The following is a 15576-nucleotide window of genomic DNA, read 5'->3' on the forward strand; positions in this document are numbered from 1 at the left end:
CGGAACGAAGGTCTGTTCGTTCTGTGCAACACCAACGGGAAATCTTGCAGATTATTTTTGCGAGCCGGGATCCTTATAATCCCGTCTCTTTTTGCACCGGCAGTCCGAGTGATGACCGATACCCGATATAGCCAGCTCGATGAATTGTCCTGGCCCTTGATGAACAAGTTCTACCGCCAGCATCAATCGTCGATGAAAGCGGTGCGCGAGGCGCAATTGTGGGTGGCGCGGCGTGAGGAAATCGTGGCTGCGCTGTGCCTGCGGCCGGTGTTCGGCGGGCATTGGCTGACCGGGTTGTTCGTTGATCCGGCCTGCCGCGAACAGGGCATAGCTGCGCAGTTGATCGCGGCGGCGGTGAACGATGTGGAGGCCCCGGTGTGGCTGTTCTGCCACCCGGACCTGCGTGGTTTCTATGAGCGGCGCGGCTTCACCTTCGACCCCGCCCTGCCCCAGGCCATGGCCGAGCGCATGAGCCGTTATGCGCGGAGCAAGCCGATGATTGCCATGGAGCTGGCCCCGCGCAGCGGATGATCAGTCGTCAGCGTTGGGATCGAGATCCGGGAACATCACTTCGGTAAAACCGAACTTGCTGAAATCGGTGATGCGCGACGGGTACAACCGCCCGATCAGGTGATCGCATTCGTGCTGCACCACCCGCGCGTGGAAGCCCGAAGCCACACGCACAATCGGCTCGCCCTTGGGATCGACGCCTTCGTAACGGATCTGCTGGTAACGATCCACCGCGCCACGCAGACCAGGTACCGACAGGCAGCCTTCAAACCCCTCTTCCATGAGCGGACTGAGTGGCGTGATCAGCGGATTGATCAGGATCGTCTGCGGCACGGCTTCGGCATCCGGGTACCGTTCGCTGTGCTCGAAGCCGAAGATCACCAGTTGCAGATCGACGCCGATCTGCGGCGCGGCCAGGCCGACACCGCCGACGCTTTCCATGGTCTGGAACATGTCGTCGATCAGTTGCCACAGCTCCGGGCTGTCGAGCATCTCGGCGGGCACTGGCGGGGCGATACGCAGCAGGCGTTCGTCGCCCATCTTCAGAATTTCACGAATCATGATCAGGCTTCGTCGGTGTTCGGCTTGAGCGAGTGATCGCGCCCGAGGCCGGAAACGTGTTGTTTGGGATGTTCATCGAGTTCGCCGGGGACTTTCTCGCCCGGATCCTTGCCCTCGTTGGACATGTGTTCGATCACCGCATTCATCTCCGCACCGAGCAGCAACACGGCGGACGAAATGTAGAAATACAGCAACAGCACGATGATCGCACCGATGCTGCCATACATGGCGTTGTAGTTGGCGAACGTCTTGACGTAGAACGCGAATCCCAACGACGCGATGATCCACACCACCACCGCCAGAACCGAGCCCGGCGTGATGAAGCGAAACTCCTGTTTGACGTCGGGCATCACGTAATAGATCAGCGCCACGGCCACCATCATCAGGATCACGATCACCGGCCAGCGGGCGATGGTCCACACCGTGACGATGAAATCTTCCAGCCCGACCTGCGCGGCGATCCAGCCCATCACCTGCGGGCCGAGCACCATCAGCGCGGCGGCCACCAGCAGCATGCCGGCGATGCCGACGGTGTAGACAATCGACAATGGAAAGCGCTTCCAGATCGGCCGACCCTCGACCACGTCGTAGGCCGCGTTCATCGCGCTCATCATCAGGCGCACGCCGGCGGACGCAGTGTACAGGGCGATGACGATACCGACCGACAGCAGGCCGCCCTTGGATTGCTGCAGTTGATCGATCACCGGGTTGACCTGCTCCAGCGCCTGAGGCGGCAGGACCAGTTCCGATTGCAGACGCAGCCAGGAGAAGAAGTCCGGCAGGTGCAGGAAACCGATCAGGGCAATCAGGAACAGAATGAACGGGAACAGCGAGAACAGCATCTGGTAGGCCAGTGCCGAGGCATAGGTCGACATTTCGTCGTCCATGAACTCGGTGACGGTGCGCACGATGACCCGGTGCAGGGGCAGGCCTTTCATGTCGGGGAAAATCATTCGCGTCTCCTTTCGCCGCAAAACAGGTTGAAGTCGTGGCGACTCAGGGGCCGTTTTTCTCTCATCAAAGTAGCTCACTTGGCGACTTTGAAACACTGTGATCCATGACCGCATGTGAACGGGATACAAAAACGGCCATCCTTGGATGGCCGCTTCGTTGTTTCGTTCAAGGCTCGATCAAGCCTTGTCGACGCCTTTCTTGACCGCGTCCTTGGCTTTGCCCACCGCTTGCTGGGCCTCGCCTTTCTTCTCTTGCAGTTTGCCTTCGGCTTGCAGCTTGGTGTTGTCGGTGGCTTTGCCGACACCTTGCTTGACGTTGCCGACCGCTTCGTTGGCCATGCCTTTCACTTTATCGCTCGTGCTGCCCATGGTGATTCTCCTTGGAACATTAACGGGGAAAGTCAGTACGTAATGATTGACAGGCCCGGTTTGCGCCAAGTTTCATTTATTTTCACGGCTTCATTTCGTCGCCATGCGCAGGTTGGGCTTTATGTTTGCGAGCGTAGCCCCGAGAATGCCCGGCATAAGGGCGCCAGGCGCCACAGAACCGATCCCGCAGGAATGTTATGAAACTCGATAAAAAGCAGGCCATCGCCCGTCGCAACCAGGAACTGGGCGGTGCCGTGCTCGGCACCAACAACTGCCACTTCGCCGAACTGAACCGCAACCGCAACATCTGGTGGTTCGACTTGCCGGTGTCGCGCCTGGCCATCGGTCAGTACGAGTGGATTCACCTGTTGATGCACACCCCGGCCACTGACGAACTGCTGCACCTGAAAGTACCGACCGTGTTCCTGCGCGAAAAGCTCGAAGGCCTGGTCATCCGCAACGAAGGCAAACGCAAGGCAGCCCTGAGCCTGGAACTGAGCGCCGACAAGGACTCGTACCTGCAGGACATGCGCCCGGCAGGCACCAATGTGAACTTCGCGCCGTTCCGCCAATAAGCCTTTTATGCTGACCGACGTGATCGTTCCCCTGCTCTGCGTGGGAATGATCATCTACAACAAAAAGCCCCGCATCTGCGGGGCTTTTTGTTTTATGCGGCGCTCTTCGCCTTGATCTTTTTCAGCTCTTCGTCGCGCAGTTCGCGACGCAGGATCTTGCCGACGTTGGTGGTCGGCAGCGCATCGCGGAATTCCACCGAACGCGGCACCTTGTAGCCGGTGACGTTGGCGCGCATGTGCTCCATCACCTGTTCCTTGGTCAGGGTGACGCCCGGTTTGGCGACGATGAAGATCTTGATCGCCTCGCCGGATTTCTCGTCCGGAATGCCGATGGCCGCGCACTGCAACACGCCCGGCAGGGCCGCCAGCACGTCTTCCAGCTCGTTCGGGTACACGTTGAAACCCGAGACCAGGATCATGTCTTTCTTGCGATCGACAATGCGCATGTAGCCGTCCGGCTGGATCAGCGCGATGTCACCGGTCTTCAACCAGCCTTCGCTGTCGAGCATTTCATCGGTGGCTTCCTGACGCTGCCAGTAGCCCTTCATCACTTGCGGGCCCTTGACGCACAGCTCGCCGATTTCGCCCAGCGGCTGCTCGACGCCGGCATCGTCGACGACTTTGCACAGGGTCGACGGCACTGGAATGCCGATGGTGCCGATCTGGATGTTCTGGATCGGGTTGACCGTGGCCACCGGGCTGGTTTCGGTCATGCCGTAACCTTCGCAGATCGGGCAACCGGTGACCGCTTTCCAGCGCTCTGCCGCGGCCAGTTGCAGGGCCATGCCGCCGGACAGGGTGACTTTCAGCGCCGAGAAATCCAGCTTGCGGAAGCCTTCGTTGTTGCACAGGGCCACGAACAACGTGTTGAGGCCGACGAAGCCGCTGAACTTCCACTTCGACAGTTCCTTGACCATCGCCGGCAGGTCGCGCGGGTTGCTGATCAGGATGTTGTGGTTGCCGATCAGCATCATCGCCATGCAATGAAAGGTGAACGCATAGATGTGGTACAGCGGCAGCGGGGTGATCAGGATCTCGCAACCTTCATTGAGGTTGGAGCCCATCAGCGCCTTGCACTGCAGCATGTTGGCGACGAGGTTGCGGTGGGTGAGCATCGCGCCCTTGGCCACGCCGGTGGTGCCGCCGGTGTATTGCAGCACCGCGACGTCGCCGCTGTCAGGATTGGCTTCGGCGACCGGCTGGCCCTGGCCCTTGCTCAGTACGTCATTGAACTTGACGGCTTTGGGCAGGTGATAGGCCGGCACCATTTTCTTCACGTACTTGATGACGCTGTTGATAAGCAGGCGCTTGATCGGCGGCAGCAGATCCGCGACTTCAGTGACGATGACGTGCTTGACGCCGGTTTTCGGCACCACGGCTTCGGCCAGATGCGCCATGTTCGCCAGGCACACCAGCGCCTTGGCACCGGAGTCGTTGAATTGGTGTTCCATTTCCCGCGCGGTGTACAGCGGGTTGGTGTTGACCACGATCAGCCCGGCACGGATCGCACCGAAGACGGCGACCGGGTACTGCAACACGTTGGGCAGTTGCACGGCGATTCGATCACCTGGCTGCAAATCGGTATGCTGTTGCAGATAAGCGGCAAACGCACCGGACAATTCGTACAGTTCACCGTAGGTGATGGTCTTGCCCAGGTTGCTGAACGCCGGTTTGTCGGCGAAGCGTTGGCAGGATTGCTTCAACACTGCCTGAATATTCGGGTACTCGTCTGGATTGATGTCGGCAGCAATTCCAGCGGGGTACTTATCCTTCCAAAAGTCTTCGATCATGGAAGCCCACTCCTCAGCAACGCGAATTCAGCACCGCATTTGATGCGATTATTATTGGTGTTTGTTTATTGGTGAGTCTGGCTTTTTACAAGGCCGAGAAGTCACAAAGCGCGCCGAGAGTAGCAGCTTTGCCAAGGGTCGACTAGAGCCAAAAGCGGCCCCTACAGTCATTTTCATGACTCAAGAACTACTGGCAGTCATTTTAGAGCAAAAATCCTATAACCCCTTGAAAGTCCCGGTTTTCGGGGACAACGTCGGGGATACAAAGCAAAAGATCGCAGCCTGCAGCAGCTTGAGGAAGCCGCCAGAGGCTGCGATCTTTCAGTTTCAACGGTGCGCGTCACCGATCAGGCGATATCGCGCAACTCCCGCCGCAGAATTTTCCCGACAGGCGTCATCGGCAACGACTCACGCAGCACGATGTGTTTTGGCACCTTGTACGCCGTGAAATTCTCTTTGCAGTAGGCCTTCAGCTCTTCCAGGCTCACGCCGGTTTCCCGCGCCACCACGAACAGCTTCACCGCCTCCCCGGAGCGTTCGTCCGGTACGCCGATCACTGCGCAGTTGGCGACTTTCGGGTGAGCCATCACCACGTCTTCGATCTCGTTCGGGTACACGTTGAAACCGGAGACGATGATCATGTCTTTCTTGCGGTCGACGATGCGCACGAACCCGTCCGGATCGATCACCGCGATGTCGCCGGACTTGAACCAGCCCTCCGCGTCCAGCACCTCGGCGGTAGCCTCGGGTTTCTGCCAGTAGCCCTTCATGATCTGCGGGCCCTTGATGCAGAGTTCGCCGCGTTCGCCCAAAGGCTGTTCGACGCCGTCGTCATTGATGACTTTCAACCGGGTGCCCGGCACTGGCAGGCCGACCGTGCCGATCCGAGACAGCTCGCCGTACGGGTTGGTACAGGCTACCGGCGAGGTTTCGGTCAGGCCGTAGCCTTCGGTGATGCGGCAACCGGTGATCTTCTCCCAACGTTCGGCGGTGGCCTTGACCAGCGCGGTGCCGCCGGAGTTAGTGAGCTTGAGAGTGGAGAAATCCAGGGTCTTGAAGTCCGGATGATCCATCAACGCAACGAACAGTGTGTTGAGCCCCAGCAGCGCCGAGAACTTCCAGTTCTTCAGCTCCTTGATAAAGCCGCCGATGTCACGCGGGTTGGTGATCAGTACGTTGTGGTTGCCCGACACCATCATGCACATGCAATTCGCGGTGAACGCATAGATGTGGTACAGCGGCAGCGGCGCGATCATCACCTCCTGCCCTTCGCGCAACAGCGGCTGGCCGTCGCTGCCGAACTGACCGAGACAGGCGCGCACCTGCTGCATGTTCGCCACCAGATTGCCGTGGGTCAGCATCGCGCCCTTGGCCAGGCCGGTGGTGCCGCCGGTGTATTGCAGCACGGCGATGTCATCCAGACCGACCTTCAGCGGCTTGATGCCCAGGCCCCGGCCCATGCGCAACGCGCTCTTGAAGGAAATCGCCTGGGGCAGCGAATACGCCGGGACCATTTTCTTCACTTTGCTGACCACGGTGTTGACCAGCCAGCCCTTGGCGGTAGGCATCAGGTCGCCCATCTTCGCTTCGATCAGATATTGAATGTCGGTGTCCGGCAGCACTTCCTGGACTTTCTGGCCGAATATGTTCAGGTACACCAGCGCCCGGGCGCCGGAGTCCTTGAACTGATGACGCATCTCGCGCGCGGTGTACAGCGGGTTGGTGTTGACCACGATCAGCCCGGCGCGCAACGCGCCGAACACGGCGATCGGATAATGCAGGACGTTGGGCATCTGCACCGCGATGCGATCCCCCGGTGCCAGATCGGTGTGGGTTTGCAGATAACCGGCGAACGCGGCGCTCTGGCGCTCCAGCTCGGCGTAGGTCAGGGTCACGCCCATGTTGCTGAACGCCGGGCGATCAGCGAATTTCTTGCAGGAACGCTCGAACACCTCGATCACCGACTTGAATTCACCCGCGTCGATGTCCAGGGGTACGCCCGCCGGGCGTTTGTCATTCCAGAAATCAGGTTGCATTGTTCTTGTCCTCTTTACCTGAGCCGATCCGGGGCCGCTTCGCTGTCATTTTTGTCTGTCCCTGAAAAAGCCGAGAGCAAAAAGCGGGGCTTCACGGACACTAGCAGCTATGGTCAATCAGGCAAATATGGGCAAGGTCGTCATTGATCGTGTGAATCTTCCTGCCGTGGCGAGAGCTGATCGGACGCGCTATACAATGCAACCTCTGCAAGACGCATCAGCAACATTCAGCAATATCAGGCCGCAAAAGGAATCGCCATGATCCACGACACCTTCTGGCTGGACGCGAGTGACCGCAGCCGCCTCTACGTCAACCTGTGGCTGCCGAACACGCCGCTGAAGGCGCTGATTCTGCTGGCCCACGGCATGGCGGAACACAGTGGCCGCTACGCACGCCTGGCAGAGGCCTTCTGTGCCGAGGGCTACGGTGTGTATGCGCCCGATCAGCGTGGCCATGGCAAAACCGCCGATCATGGGACGCTGGGGCATTTCGCCGATGATGATGGCTGGTGCAAAGTGGTTGGCGATATCGCCAGCCTCAACCAGTTCCTCGGCCAGCGTCATCCGGGGGTGCCGATCGTGCTGCTCGGGCACAGCATGGGCAGCTATATTGCCCAAGCGTATCTGCTGCATCACAGCGCCAGCCTGCACGGCGCAATTCTCAGCGGATCGAATTTCCAGCCGGTCGCGCTGTACCGCGCGGCCCGACAGATCGCCCGGTTCGAAAAACTGCGCCAGGGCCCCAAGGGCCGCAGCGCGTTGATCGAATGGCTTTCGTTCGGCTCGTTCAACAAGGCATTCAAACCGGCACGCACGCCTTTCGACTGGCTCAGCCGCGATCCGGCCGAGGTCGACAAGTACGCCACCGATCCGCTGTGCGGCTTTCGTTGCACCAATCAGTTGTGGATCGACCTGCTCGGCGGGTTGCAGCAAATCAGCAAAGCGTCCAATCTCGCCCAAATCGATCCGGGCCTGCCGCTGCTGGTAATCGGCGGCGAATGTGATCCGGTGAGCGAAGGCAAGCGTCTGACTGATCTGGCCAACGCCTTGCGCGCGGCCGGCAGCCAGAACCTGCAACTCAAGATCTACCCGCAGGCGCGGCACGAATTGTTCAACGAGAGCAACCGCGAGGAAGTGACCGCCGATGTGCTGACCTGGATCGACCAGGCACTGAGCCATCGCCGGCCGCACCGCAGCGAATAATTTTTTGTGGATTCATTTCATCCGTCACAGGAATTCAGCCCCATGACCCAGGTTACCAACATCCCTTACGAAGCCCTCGAAGTGGGCCAGACCGCGACCTACAGCAAGACCGTCGAGGAACGCGACATTCAGCTGTTCGCCGCGATGTCCGGTGACCACAACCCGGTGCACCTGGACGCCGAGTTCGCCGCCGCCAGCATGTTCAAGGAGCGCATCGCCCATGGCATGTTCAGCGGCGCGCTGATCAGTGCCGCAGTTGCTTGCGAGCTGCCTGGGCCGGGGACCATTTATATCGGCCAGCAGATGAGCTTCCAGAAGCCGGTGAAGATTGGCGACACCCTGACCGTGCGTCTGGAAATCCTCGAGAAACTGCCGAAATTCCGCGTGCGCATTGCCACCCGTGTTTTCAATCAGCGTGATGAGCTGGTGGTGGACGGCGAGGCCGAAATTCTGGCGCCGCGCAAGCAACAGACCGTTACCCTGCCGACGTTGCCGGCTATCAGCATCGGCTGATCATCCTCGGTTTGATCCGGACAAAAAAAAACGCCAGACCCGCTGGCGTTTTTTGTTGGCCTCGAACGCTTACGAGCGTGCGCGGGCCTGGTCACGCAACACTTTCACCTGATCGTGATTGCGTTGCACACCGTGGTACTGCTTTTCGACCAGGTCAAAAATTTTTGTCAGGCCGTGATCTTTAATCTTGGTAAGCTTATCGATCGCTTCACGATAAGCCTTCAGGGCGTGGTCTTCACCGCGCTCGGCTTCGTTGAGCACCGCTTCTTCATCCTTGCCGGTGAACATCGCTTTGACGTCGACCCAACGACGGTGCAAGTCACCGCTCACGCTGGTCGAGGTTTCCGGATCGCCACCCATCGAACGCACCGCAGCTTGCAGCTCGGCCGCAGCCGTTGCGCAATCGGCGGAGCGTTTCACGAACAGCGTTTTCAGCTCTGGATGCTTGATGTCTTCAGCGCAGGTCTTGAACCCTTCCTGACCGTCCTTGCTGGTTTCGATCAGGTCGTTGAGGACGGAGATGGCTTCTTTATTCATGTCAGTCATTTTTCAATTCCTTGCGTGGGTTAAAGATGCAAGGAGTGTTGCAGCAGCCGTGCCAGATTCTATTAAAGAATTTAATCGTTATTTTTCAATAAGTTATAGATACAGCAAAAATCTGTATGCCTGTTATTTGCATGATCTGTCATTTGGCCTGCATGCAGAATGCCTGTATTTTCCAAAGTGTTTTCAAAGCCAGACGACTCCAACGATGAACCCTGAAAAGCTCGAACTGCTGATCACCCGCGAAATGCCCTTCGGCAAGTACAAGGGCCGGATCATTGCCGACCTGCCGGGCCCTTACCTGAACTGGTTTGCCCGGGAAGGATTTCCCCATGGCGAACTGGGCGGGCTGTTGGCGTTGATGCAGGAAATCGACCACAACGGCCTGTCGGAACTGCTCGAACCGCTGCGCGCCAAACACGGCAAACCCGCCCCGCGCCACTGAGGCGTCACCCTGATCCGAGTCGAGTCGACCATGCCCGATAACACCCGCCGCGCCCGAGACGAAGCTTTCTGGCAAACCTTCGCCGACCGTTACGACCGCCACCCTGGCCCCGTGAATCTGGAGAACGGCTATTTCGGGCGCATGTCGCGCACCGTGGTCGAGGAGTACCAGCGCAACATCGAGCTGATCAACAACAGCAACTCGATCTACGTGCGCCAGCGTTTCGAACAGCACGACAGTTTCGACATCCGCGCGCAACTGGCCGAGTTGATCGGCGTGCGCGCGCAAAGCGTGGCGTTCACCCACAACGCCACTGCCGGCCTGCAATCGCTGATCCGCAACTACAATCGCCTGCAGCCAGGCGACCAGGTGTTGATCTGCGATCTGGAGTACGACACGGTCAAGGGCGCCATGCGCTGGCTGGCGCAGTATCGCGGAGTCGAGGTGATCGAAATCGAGCACGCCCACCCCGCCACCTTCGACAGCCTGCTGGCCACGTACCGCGAAGCCTTTATCCGCCATCCAAAGCTCAAGCTGATGGCCCTGACCCACGTCACCCACCGTACCGGGCTGGTGATGCCGGTGCAGGCCATTGCCTCGCTGGCCAGGGAGTACGGCGTCGATATCATCCTCGATGGCGCCCATGCCCTTGGCCAGATCGAGTTCAATCTTGAAGCGCTGGGCATCGCCTTTGCCGGGTACAACCTGCACAAGTGGATCGGCTCGCCGCTGACCCTCGGTTTTATTTACATCGCACCGCAGCGCCTGGCCGACATCGACCCGGACATGGGCGAGATGCATTTTCCGGCTGGCGATATCCGCTCACGCACGCCCCACAGCACGCCGAACATTCCGGCACTGATGACCCTGCCTCTGGTGTTCGAGGAGCACCGCTCACTGGGTGGCGCGGCGGCCAAAGGTGCACGGATGAATTACCTGCGCAACCTGTGGGTCAGCGCCGTGCGCAACCTGCCAGGCATCGAAGTCACGACCCCGGACGATCCGCGCCTGTATTGCGGCATCACCTCGATGCGTTTTACTCGCCATACCGACCAGCAGGCGATGGTCGAACGCCTGCTCAACGACTACAACCTGTTCACTGTCGTGCGCAACGGCGCAGCCTGCGGACCGTGCATCCGTATCACGCCGTCGCTGACCACGACGGCGGCGGAGATTCAGTCGCTGATTCTGGCGCTGAATGAGCTGCGTTAAACCGTGTACTTGTCGAAATCCTCGGGCTTGATCTGCGACGACACCGCAAAGGTGTCGATGCCGATCGTGAGGTGGCCGAAGTAACCGTCCTCGTGTGACTCGCGACCGATCGGCCACACCGTCAGGGTCGACTCTTCACCGCCCATGTTGGCGAAGTAGGGATCGTCTGCGTTGCACACCGGCAGCGAGCTGCGCCCGCGATAGGCCTTGGCATTGAGCACGCCACGGGAAACCACCTCCGGAAAATACAACTGCCCGACCCAGGCCACATTGCGCTCCTCCAGGTATTCGGTGCCGGCGACGATGCGCACCGCCACATGAATATGCAGGGCACGGCCGGCGTAGAACCCCGGATAGATCGTGGTGAAGCGCACCCTGCCCTTGTGGTCGCTGAACTGGCCGCCGCGCAGATAGGTGTCGTCGTCGGTTCGCGGAATCGAGCCGATGTCCTCGACGTCGACTTCCAGATCCGGGTTCACCCGACTCCAGCCGGAATAGGCGCCGCGTGCGTTGCAATGCCAGATATCCACCAGCGCACCGCTGACCGGCTCGGCAGTCATGGCGTCGACGATGGTCAGGCGCAGCAGCAGCGGCAGGCCTTCGGCACCTTCGCTGATGTTGCGGCGCAACAGTTTGGGATTGCGAAAATACGGCCCGGCGACTTGCTCGGGGCCAGTTGATATACCGGGGGTGCTGAAAGCTGGTTATCCATGACGCGCTCTCTCTTCCATAAGATGAACGCAGGTTAACGCCACACGCGAAGCCAGGTGCGGTAACTATGTATCTCCAGATAACGTATCCCCAGATAACGTATCTCCAGATAACGAAGTTTTTCGCGGGCAAAAAAAAACGGTGCACCGACCAAGCGCACCGTAAAGCCGTAGAACACACAACGAAGTGTAGGGTTGAACCAATCAGTCCAGCAGCGCCAACGCCTCGGCAGTGCATTCCTGAATGCGGGCCCAGTCGCCGTTCTTGATCCACTCAGGATCAAGCATCCAGCTACCGCCCACGCACATGACGTTTTTCAGCGCCATGTAGCTTTTGATGTTGGCAGGGCCGACGCCGCCGGTCGGGCAGAATTTCACTTCGCCGAACGGGCCGCCAAGGGCCTTGATTGCCGCCACGCCGCCGCTGACTTCAGCCGGGAACAGCTTGAAGCGGCGATAACCCAGGCCATAGCCTTCCATGATGCCGGAGGCATTGCTGATGCCCGGCAGCAGCGGGATCGGGCTTTCGACGCTGGCTTCCAGCAGATCACGAGTGATCCCCGGGGTGACGATGAATTGCGAACCGGCGGCTTCGGCCGCAGCCAGCATGTTACGGTCGAGCACGGTGCCGGCACCGGTCACCAGTTCCGGGCGCTGCTCGCGCAGGATCTGGATCGCCTTGAGGCCGAACTGCGAACGCAGGGTCACTTCCAGCGCGGTCAGACCACCGGCAGCCAGGGCGTCGGCCAGCGGCAGCACGTCCTGTTCACGGGCGATGGTGATCACCGGCAGAATCCGCGCCTTGGCGCAGAGGCTGTCGATCAGGGCAACTTTGTCCGCCATGGAAACGGTCGGGGATGGGGTTGTCATAGCGGCTGTTCCTTGGCTCATGGGCACCAGTAAATATCTAACGTAGGTTGCAGAAACGCGCGAACCGGCATGGCGGCGACGTCGTTGGATGCCACTGCGGCATTCAGGGTGGTCAGTTTCGACTGACCGGAAATCGACAGAATCTTGTGCTTCGCCGAAGCCAGCAGCGCCCGGCTCATGGTCAGGCGTTGACGCGGTACGCTCGGCGCCAGCATCGGCCAGCAGCGGCGAGTGCCATCGACTTGCAGGGCTTCAGCCAGGTTCGGACTGTCCGGGAACAGCGACGCGGTGTGACCGTCATCGCCCATGCCCAGCACCAGCACGTCGATGGGCGGCAACTCGGCGAGCAAACGATCGGCCTGCTCCGCAGCCTGCTCGACGTTGGCCGCCGCGCTGTAAAGGCTGAGGAACTGCGCCTTTGCCGCCGGGCCCTTGAGCAGATACTGCTTGAGCAGACCGGCGTTGCTGTCGGCATGTTCGACCGGTACCCAGCGTTCGTCAGCGAGGGTCACGACGACCTTCGACCAGTCCAGTTCCTGCTTGGCCAGGTGCTGGAAAAACGCCACCGGGCTACGACCGCCGGACACCACCAGCACAGCGTTGCCGCGCGCTGCCAGTGCTTCGCTCAACTGTTTGGCGACGTTCAGCGCCAAACCTTCGGCGAGCAACACCGGGCTCTTGAATTCACGGGCATTCACGCCCTCGGGCAGTTTCACATCAGATATCGCCATACCACGACCTCCCGTCCCGCGTGATCAATGCAATAGAGCTCATCGGCCCCCACGACCCGGCCGCATACGGCTTGGGCGCGTCACCGGATTTTTTCCACCCGGCGATCAGCTGGTCACACCATTTCCACGCGGCTTCAATTTCATCTTTACGGACAAACAGGTTCTGATTGCCGTTCATCACTTCCAGCAACAACCGCTCGTAGGCATCGGGGATCCGAGCGCTGCGCCAGGTGTCGGAAAAATTCAGTTGCAGCGGGCCGCTGCGCAGTTGCATGCCCTTGTCCAGGCCTTGCTCCTTGGTCATCACGCGCAAGGAAATGCCTTCGTCCGGCTGCAGGCGGATGATCAGTTTGTTGCTGATCTGCAGGCGCTGCTCGGGGGCAAAGATATAGTGCGACGGTTCCTTGAAGTGGATGACGATCTGCGACAGTTTCTGCGGCATGCGCTTGCCGGTACGCAGGTAGAACGGCACGCCGGCCCAGCGCCAGTTGCGGATGTCGGCACGCAGGGCGACGAAGGTTTCAGTGTCGCTCTGGGCGTTGGAATTCGGTTCTTCGAGGTAGCCCGGCACGGACTTGCCCTCGCTGTGCCCGGCGATGTACTGGCCGCGCACCACTTGGGTGGTCAGTCCTTCCGGACTGATCGGCGCCAGGGCCTTGAGCACCTTGACCTTTTCGTCGCGGATGCTGTCGGCGGACAGGTCGGCCGGCGGATCCATGGCGATCAGGCAGAGCAGTTGCAGCAGGTGGTTCTGAATCATGTCCCGCAGCTGACCGGCCTTGTCGAAGTAGCCCCAGCGGCCTTCGATACCGACCTTCTCGGCCACGGTGATTTCCACGTGGGAGATGTAGTTCTGGTTCCACTGAGTTTCGAACAGGCTGTTGGCGAAACGCAGGGCGATCAGGTTCTGGACGGTCTCTTTGCCCAGGTAGTGGTCGATGCGGTAGGTGCGGTTCTCCGGGAAGAATTGCGCCACGGCGTCGTTGACCTTGCGCGAGGATTCCAGGTCCGAACCGATCGGTTTTTCCAGTACCACGCGGGTGTTTTCTGCCAGACCGACATTCGCGAGGTTCTCGCAGATCGCGCCATACACCGCCGCCGGAGTGGCGAAGTAGGCAATCATGCGTTGTGTGTTGCCGGCCAATTCTGCCAGCGCCACGTAATCTTCAGCCTTGAGGAAGTCGACGTGCAGGTAGGTCAGGCGCGCCAGAAAGCGCTCGGCCACGGCCTCGTCCAGCTCTTTGCCCACATAACGGCGCAGCTCGGCGGCGATGAACGCCAGGTGCTGCTGCTCGGTACCCGCCTCACGGGCCAGTGCGATAATGCGCGTGTCCTCGTGCAGCAGGCCGGCGCCGTCAAGGTGATAAAGGGCAGGAAACAGCTTGCGCAGGGCCAGATCGCCCAAGGCGCCGAACAAGGCGAAGGTGCACGGTTCAACCGTAATCGAAGGCATGATGTTTGTTCTTTTATCAAGTTAAGCTACAAATACCTTTTTTCAAGGCATCACTCAAGGGAAAATGTAGTAATAACCACAACATTTTCGCAAAATACAGATTCCGAGTGGTGGTCGGTCGGAGCCATCAGTAGGATAGGCCACCGTCACGGGCCACATCAAAGGCCCAATTTGCATAGCCGCGCGCTTATCGGCGCCGGTGAATCTAGGAATTCTTATGGACCGCGTGCGAAATTTACTGGAACAGATCCAGAGTCGCCTTGAAGAGCTGAACAAGGCCGAACGCAAAGTCGCCGAAGTGATCCTGCTCAACCCACAGCAGGCCACCCGCTTCAGCATCGCCGCCCTCGCCCAGGCAGCGTCGGTCAGTGAACCGACGGTCAACCGTTTCTGCCGTTCGTTCGGCGTCAGCGGCTACCCCGAACTCAAGTTGCAACTGGCCCAGAGCCTGGCCAGCGGCGCGGCCTATGTCAGCCGCGCAGTAGAAGCCGACGACAATCCCGAGGCCTACACGCAGAAGATTTTCGGCAGCGCCATCGCCTCGCTGGACAGCGCCTGTCAGGCATTGGACCCGAACCTGATCAGCCGCGCCGTCGACCTGTTGATCCAGGCACGGCAGATCCACTTCTTCGGCCTCGGAGCTTCGGCTCCGGTGGCTTTGGATGCGCAGCACAAGTTCTTCCGCTTCAACCTGGCGGTGACCGCCCACGCCGATGTGCTGATGCAACGCATGATTGCTTCGGTGGCGCACACCGGCGAGCTGTTCGTGATCATCTCCTACACCGGGCGCACCCGCGAGCTGGTGGAAGTGGCGCGCATCGCCCGGGAGAACGGCGCGTCGGTGCTGGGCCTGACGGCAGAAAACTCGCCGCTGGCCAAGGCCAGTACGCTGAGCCTGAACATTCCGTTGCCGGAAGACACCGACATCTATATGCCGATGACTTCGCGGATCATTCAGTTGACGGTGCTGGATGTGCTGGCGACGGGAATGACGTTGCGTCGCGGGGTGGATTTCCAGCCGCATCTGCGCAAGATCAAAGAGAGCCTGAACGCGAGCCGGTATCCGGTGGGTGACGAGTTCAACTAGTTCGCGCTGATCGCT

At 59.9% G+C, this 15576-nt stretch carries 17 protein-coding genes; 7 read left to right on the forward strand and 10 right to left on the reverse strand.

What is annotated here, in order from left to right; translation table 11 throughout:
* Positions 1 to 111 precede the first annotated feature (111 nt).
* Positions 112 to 531, forward strand: a complete 420-nt coding sequence (locus I5961_RS21560; RefSeq protein WP_227233292.1) for a GNAT family N-acetyltransferase — start codon at positions 112 to 114, stop codon at positions 529 to 531.
* Here I5961_RS21560 and def read toward each other — a convergent pair whose 3' ends face one another.
* From def to I5961_RS21575, 3 genes are all read right to left on the reverse strand, one after another.
* Complete coding sequence (gene def, locus I5961_RS21565; protein WP_007951144.1) at positions 532 to 1071, reverse strand: peptide deformylase; 540 nt, start codon at positions 1069 to 1071, stop codon at positions 532 to 534.
* Between the two features lie 2 nt (positions 1072 to 1073).
* Positions 1074 to 2024: a YihY/virulence factor BrkB family protein gene (locus I5961_RS21570; RefSeq protein ID WP_085697131.1), complete on the reverse strand. Its 951-nt coding sequence runs from the start codon at positions 2022 to 2024 to the stop codon at positions 1074 to 1076.
* A 177-nt stretch (positions 2025 to 2201) separates the two neighbouring features.
* Positions 2202 to 2393 carry a CsbD family protein gene (locus I5961_RS21575; RefSeq protein ID WP_039766114.1) on the reverse strand — a complete coding sequence of 64 codons (192 nt, stop codon included), beginning with the start codon at positions 2391 to 2393 and terminating at the stop codon, positions 2202 to 2204.
* 197 nt (positions 2394 to 2590) lie between these two features.
* Between I5961_RS21575 and I5961_RS21580 the strand changes: the two genes are divergently transcribed.
* The gene (locus tag I5961_RS21580; protein ID WP_007951149.1) at positions 2591 to 2968 is read left to right on the forward strand and encodes a hypothetical protein; all 378 of its coding nucleotides are present in this window, start codon (positions 2591 to 2593) and stop codon (positions 2966 to 2968) included.
* 92 nt (positions 2969 to 3060) lie between these two features.
* Here the strand turns inward: I5961_RS21580 and fadD1 are convergent, their stop codons facing one another.
* Both fadD1 and fadD2 read right to left on the reverse strand, forming a co-directional pair.
* Positions 3061 to 4758, reverse strand: coding sequence for a long-chain-fatty-acid--CoA ligase FadD1 (fadD1, locus tag I5961_RS21585; RefSeq protein ID WP_085697133.1), 1698 nt, complete (start codon positions 4756 to 4758; stop codon positions 3061 to 3063).
* A gap of 347 nt (positions 4759 to 5105) precedes the next feature.
* Positions 5106 to 6794, reverse strand: a complete 1689-nt coding sequence (fadD2, locus tag I5961_RS21590) for a long-chain-fatty-acid--CoA ligase FadD2 (protein ID WP_227233294.1) — start codon at positions 6792 to 6794, stop codon at positions 5106 to 5108.
* A 258-nt stretch (positions 6795 to 7052) separates the two neighbouring features.
* On the opposite strand from fadD2, the gene I5961_RS21595 reads away from it, so the two are divergent.
* On the forward strand, positions 7053 to 7997 hold the full coding sequence (locus I5961_RS21595; RefSeq protein ID WP_085697135.1) for an alpha/beta hydrolase: 945 nt from the start codon (positions 7053 to 7055) through the stop codon (positions 7995 to 7997).
* Between the two features lie 42 nt (positions 7998 to 8039).
* On the forward strand, positions 8040 to 8510 hold the full coding sequence (locus tag I5961_RS21600; RefSeq protein WP_085697136.1) for a MaoC family dehydratase: 471 nt from the start codon (positions 8040 to 8042) through the stop codon (positions 8508 to 8510).
* Between the two features lie 69 nt (positions 8511 to 8579).
* Here the strand turns inward: I5961_RS21600 and I5961_RS21605 are convergent, their stop codons facing one another.
* Complete coding sequence (locus I5961_RS21605) at positions 8580 to 9056, reverse strand: ferritin-like domain-containing protein (RefSeq protein WP_227233295.1); 477 nt, start codon at positions 9054 to 9056, stop codon at positions 8580 to 8582.
* A 205-nt stretch (positions 9057 to 9261) separates the two neighbouring features.
* Between I5961_RS21605 and I5961_RS21610 the strand changes: the two genes are divergently transcribed.
* Both I5961_RS21610 and I5961_RS21615 read left to right on the forward strand, forming a co-directional pair.
* Positions 9262 to 9498, forward strand: a complete 237-nt coding sequence (locus tag I5961_RS21610; RefSeq protein WP_003213031.1) for a DUF3820 family protein — start codon at positions 9262 to 9264, stop codon at positions 9496 to 9498.
* Between the two features lie 30 nt (positions 9499 to 9528).
* Entirely contained in the window at positions 9529 to 10710 is a 1182-nt protein-coding gene (locus tag I5961_RS21615; protein ID WP_085701633.1) for an aminotransferase class V-fold PLP-dependent enzyme, read from the forward strand.
* Here I5961_RS21615 and I5961_RS21620 read toward each other — a convergent pair.
* From I5961_RS21620 to zwf, 4 genes are all read right to left on the reverse strand, one after another.
* Positions 10707 to 11393 (reverse strand): intradiol ring-cleavage dioxygenase, encoded by a 687-nt coding sequence (locus I5961_RS21620; protein WP_227235630.1) that lies wholly within the window; start codon positions 11391 to 11393, stop codon positions 10707 to 10709. The two genes, I5961_RS21615 and I5961_RS21620, sit on opposite strands and share 4 nt — an antisense overlap.
* 231 nt (positions 11394 to 11624) lie before the next feature.
* Positions 11625 to 12290 carry a bifunctional 4-hydroxy-2-oxoglutarate aldolase/2-dehydro-3-deoxy-phosphogluconate aldolase gene (locus I5961_RS21625; RefSeq protein ID WP_011335602.1) on the reverse strand — a complete coding sequence of 222 codons (666 nt, stop codon included), beginning with the start codon at positions 12288 to 12290 and terminating at the stop codon, positions 11625 to 11627.
* 17 nt (positions 12291 to 12307) lie between these two features.
* Positions 12308 to 13021 carry a 6-phosphogluconolactonase gene (pgl, locus tag I5961_RS21630; RefSeq protein WP_227233297.1) on the reverse strand — a complete coding sequence of 238 codons (714 nt, stop codon included), beginning with the start codon at positions 13019 to 13021 and terminating at the stop codon, positions 12308 to 12310.
* Entirely contained in the window at positions 13008 to 14474 is a 1467-nt protein-coding gene (gene zwf / locus I5961_RS21635; RefSeq protein WP_085697141.1) for a glucose-6-phosphate dehydrogenase, read from the reverse strand. The genes pgl and zwf overlap by 14 nt, the downstream gene beginning before the upstream one ends.
* Before the next feature lie 226 nt (positions 14475 to 14700).
* Here zwf and I5961_RS21640 point away from each other — a divergent pair, with 226 nt between their 5' ends.
* Positions 14701 to 15561 carry a MurR/RpiR family transcriptional regulator gene (locus tag I5961_RS21640; protein WP_169842436.1) on the forward strand — a complete coding sequence of 287 codons (861 nt, stop codon included), beginning with the start codon at positions 14701 to 14703 and terminating at the stop codon, positions 15559 to 15561.
* Positions 15562 to 15576: the final 15 nt, after the last annotated feature.

Source organism: Pseudomonas sp. IAC-BECa141, from assembly GCF_020544405.1.
GTDB lineage: Bacteria > Pseudomonadota > Gammaproteobacteria > Pseudomonadales > Pseudomonadaceae > Aquipseudomonas.

Excerpts from the sequence above, each read along its gene's own strand:
- I5961_RS21575 (WP_039766114.1), bottom strand. The coding sequence starts at position 2,393 with ATGGGCAGCACGAGCGATAAAGTGAAAGGCATGGCCAACGAAGCGGTC.
- I5961_RS21605 (WP_227233295.1), bottom strand. The coding sequence starts at position 9,056 with ATGACTGACATGAATAAAGAAGCCATCTCCGTCCTCAACGACCTGATC.
- zwf (WP_085697141.1), bottom strand. The coding sequence starts at position 14,474 with ATGCCTTCGATTACGGTTGAACCGTGCACCTTCGCCTTGTTCGGCGCC.
- I5961_RS21615 (WP_085701633.1), top strand. The coding sequence starts at position 9,529 with ATGCCCGATAACACCCGCCGCGCCCGAGACGAAGCTTTCTGGCAAACC.
- def (WP_007951144.1), bottom strand. The coding sequence starts at position 1,071 with ATGATTCGTGAAATTCTGAAGATGGGCGACGAACGCCTGCTGCGTATC.
- fadD2 (WP_227233294.1), bottom strand. The coding sequence starts at position 6,794 with ATGCAACCTGATTTCTGGAATGACAAACGCCCGGCGGGCGTACCCCTG.
- I5961_RS21610 (WP_003213031.1), top strand. The coding sequence starts at position 9,262 with ATGAACCCTGAAAAGCTCGAACTGCTGATCACCCGCGAAATGCCCTTC.
- I5961_RS21595 (WP_085697135.1), top strand. The coding sequence starts at position 7,053 with ATGATCCACGACACCTTCTGGCTGGACGCGAGTGACCGCAGCCGCCTC.
- I5961_RS21580 (WP_007951149.1), top strand. The coding sequence starts at position 2,591 with ATGAAACTCGATAAAAAGCAGGCCATCGCCCGTCGCAACCAGGAACTG.
- fadD1 (WP_085697133.1), bottom strand. The coding sequence starts at position 4,758 with ATGATCGAAGACTTTTGGAAGGATAAGTACCCCGCTGGAATTGCTGCC.
- I5961_RS21560 (WP_227233292.1), top strand. The coding sequence starts at position 112 with ATGACCGATACCCGATATAGCCAGCTCGATGAATTGTCCTGGCCCTTG.
- I5961_RS21600 (WP_085697136.1), top strand. The coding sequence starts at position 8,040 with ATGACCCAGGTTACCAACATCCCTTACGAAGCCCTCGAAGTGGGCCAG.
- I5961_RS21625 (WP_011335602.1), bottom strand. The coding sequence starts at position 12,290 with ATGACAACCCCATCCCCGACCGTTTCCATGGCGGACAAAGTTGCCCTG.
- I5961_RS21570 (WP_085697131.1), bottom strand. The coding sequence starts at position 2,024 with ATGATTTTCCCCGACATGAAAGGCCTGCCCCTGCACCGGGTCATCGTG.
- pgl (WP_227233297.1), bottom strand. The coding sequence starts at position 13,021 with ATGGCGATATCTGATGTGAAACTGCCCGAGGGCGTGAATGCCCGTGAA.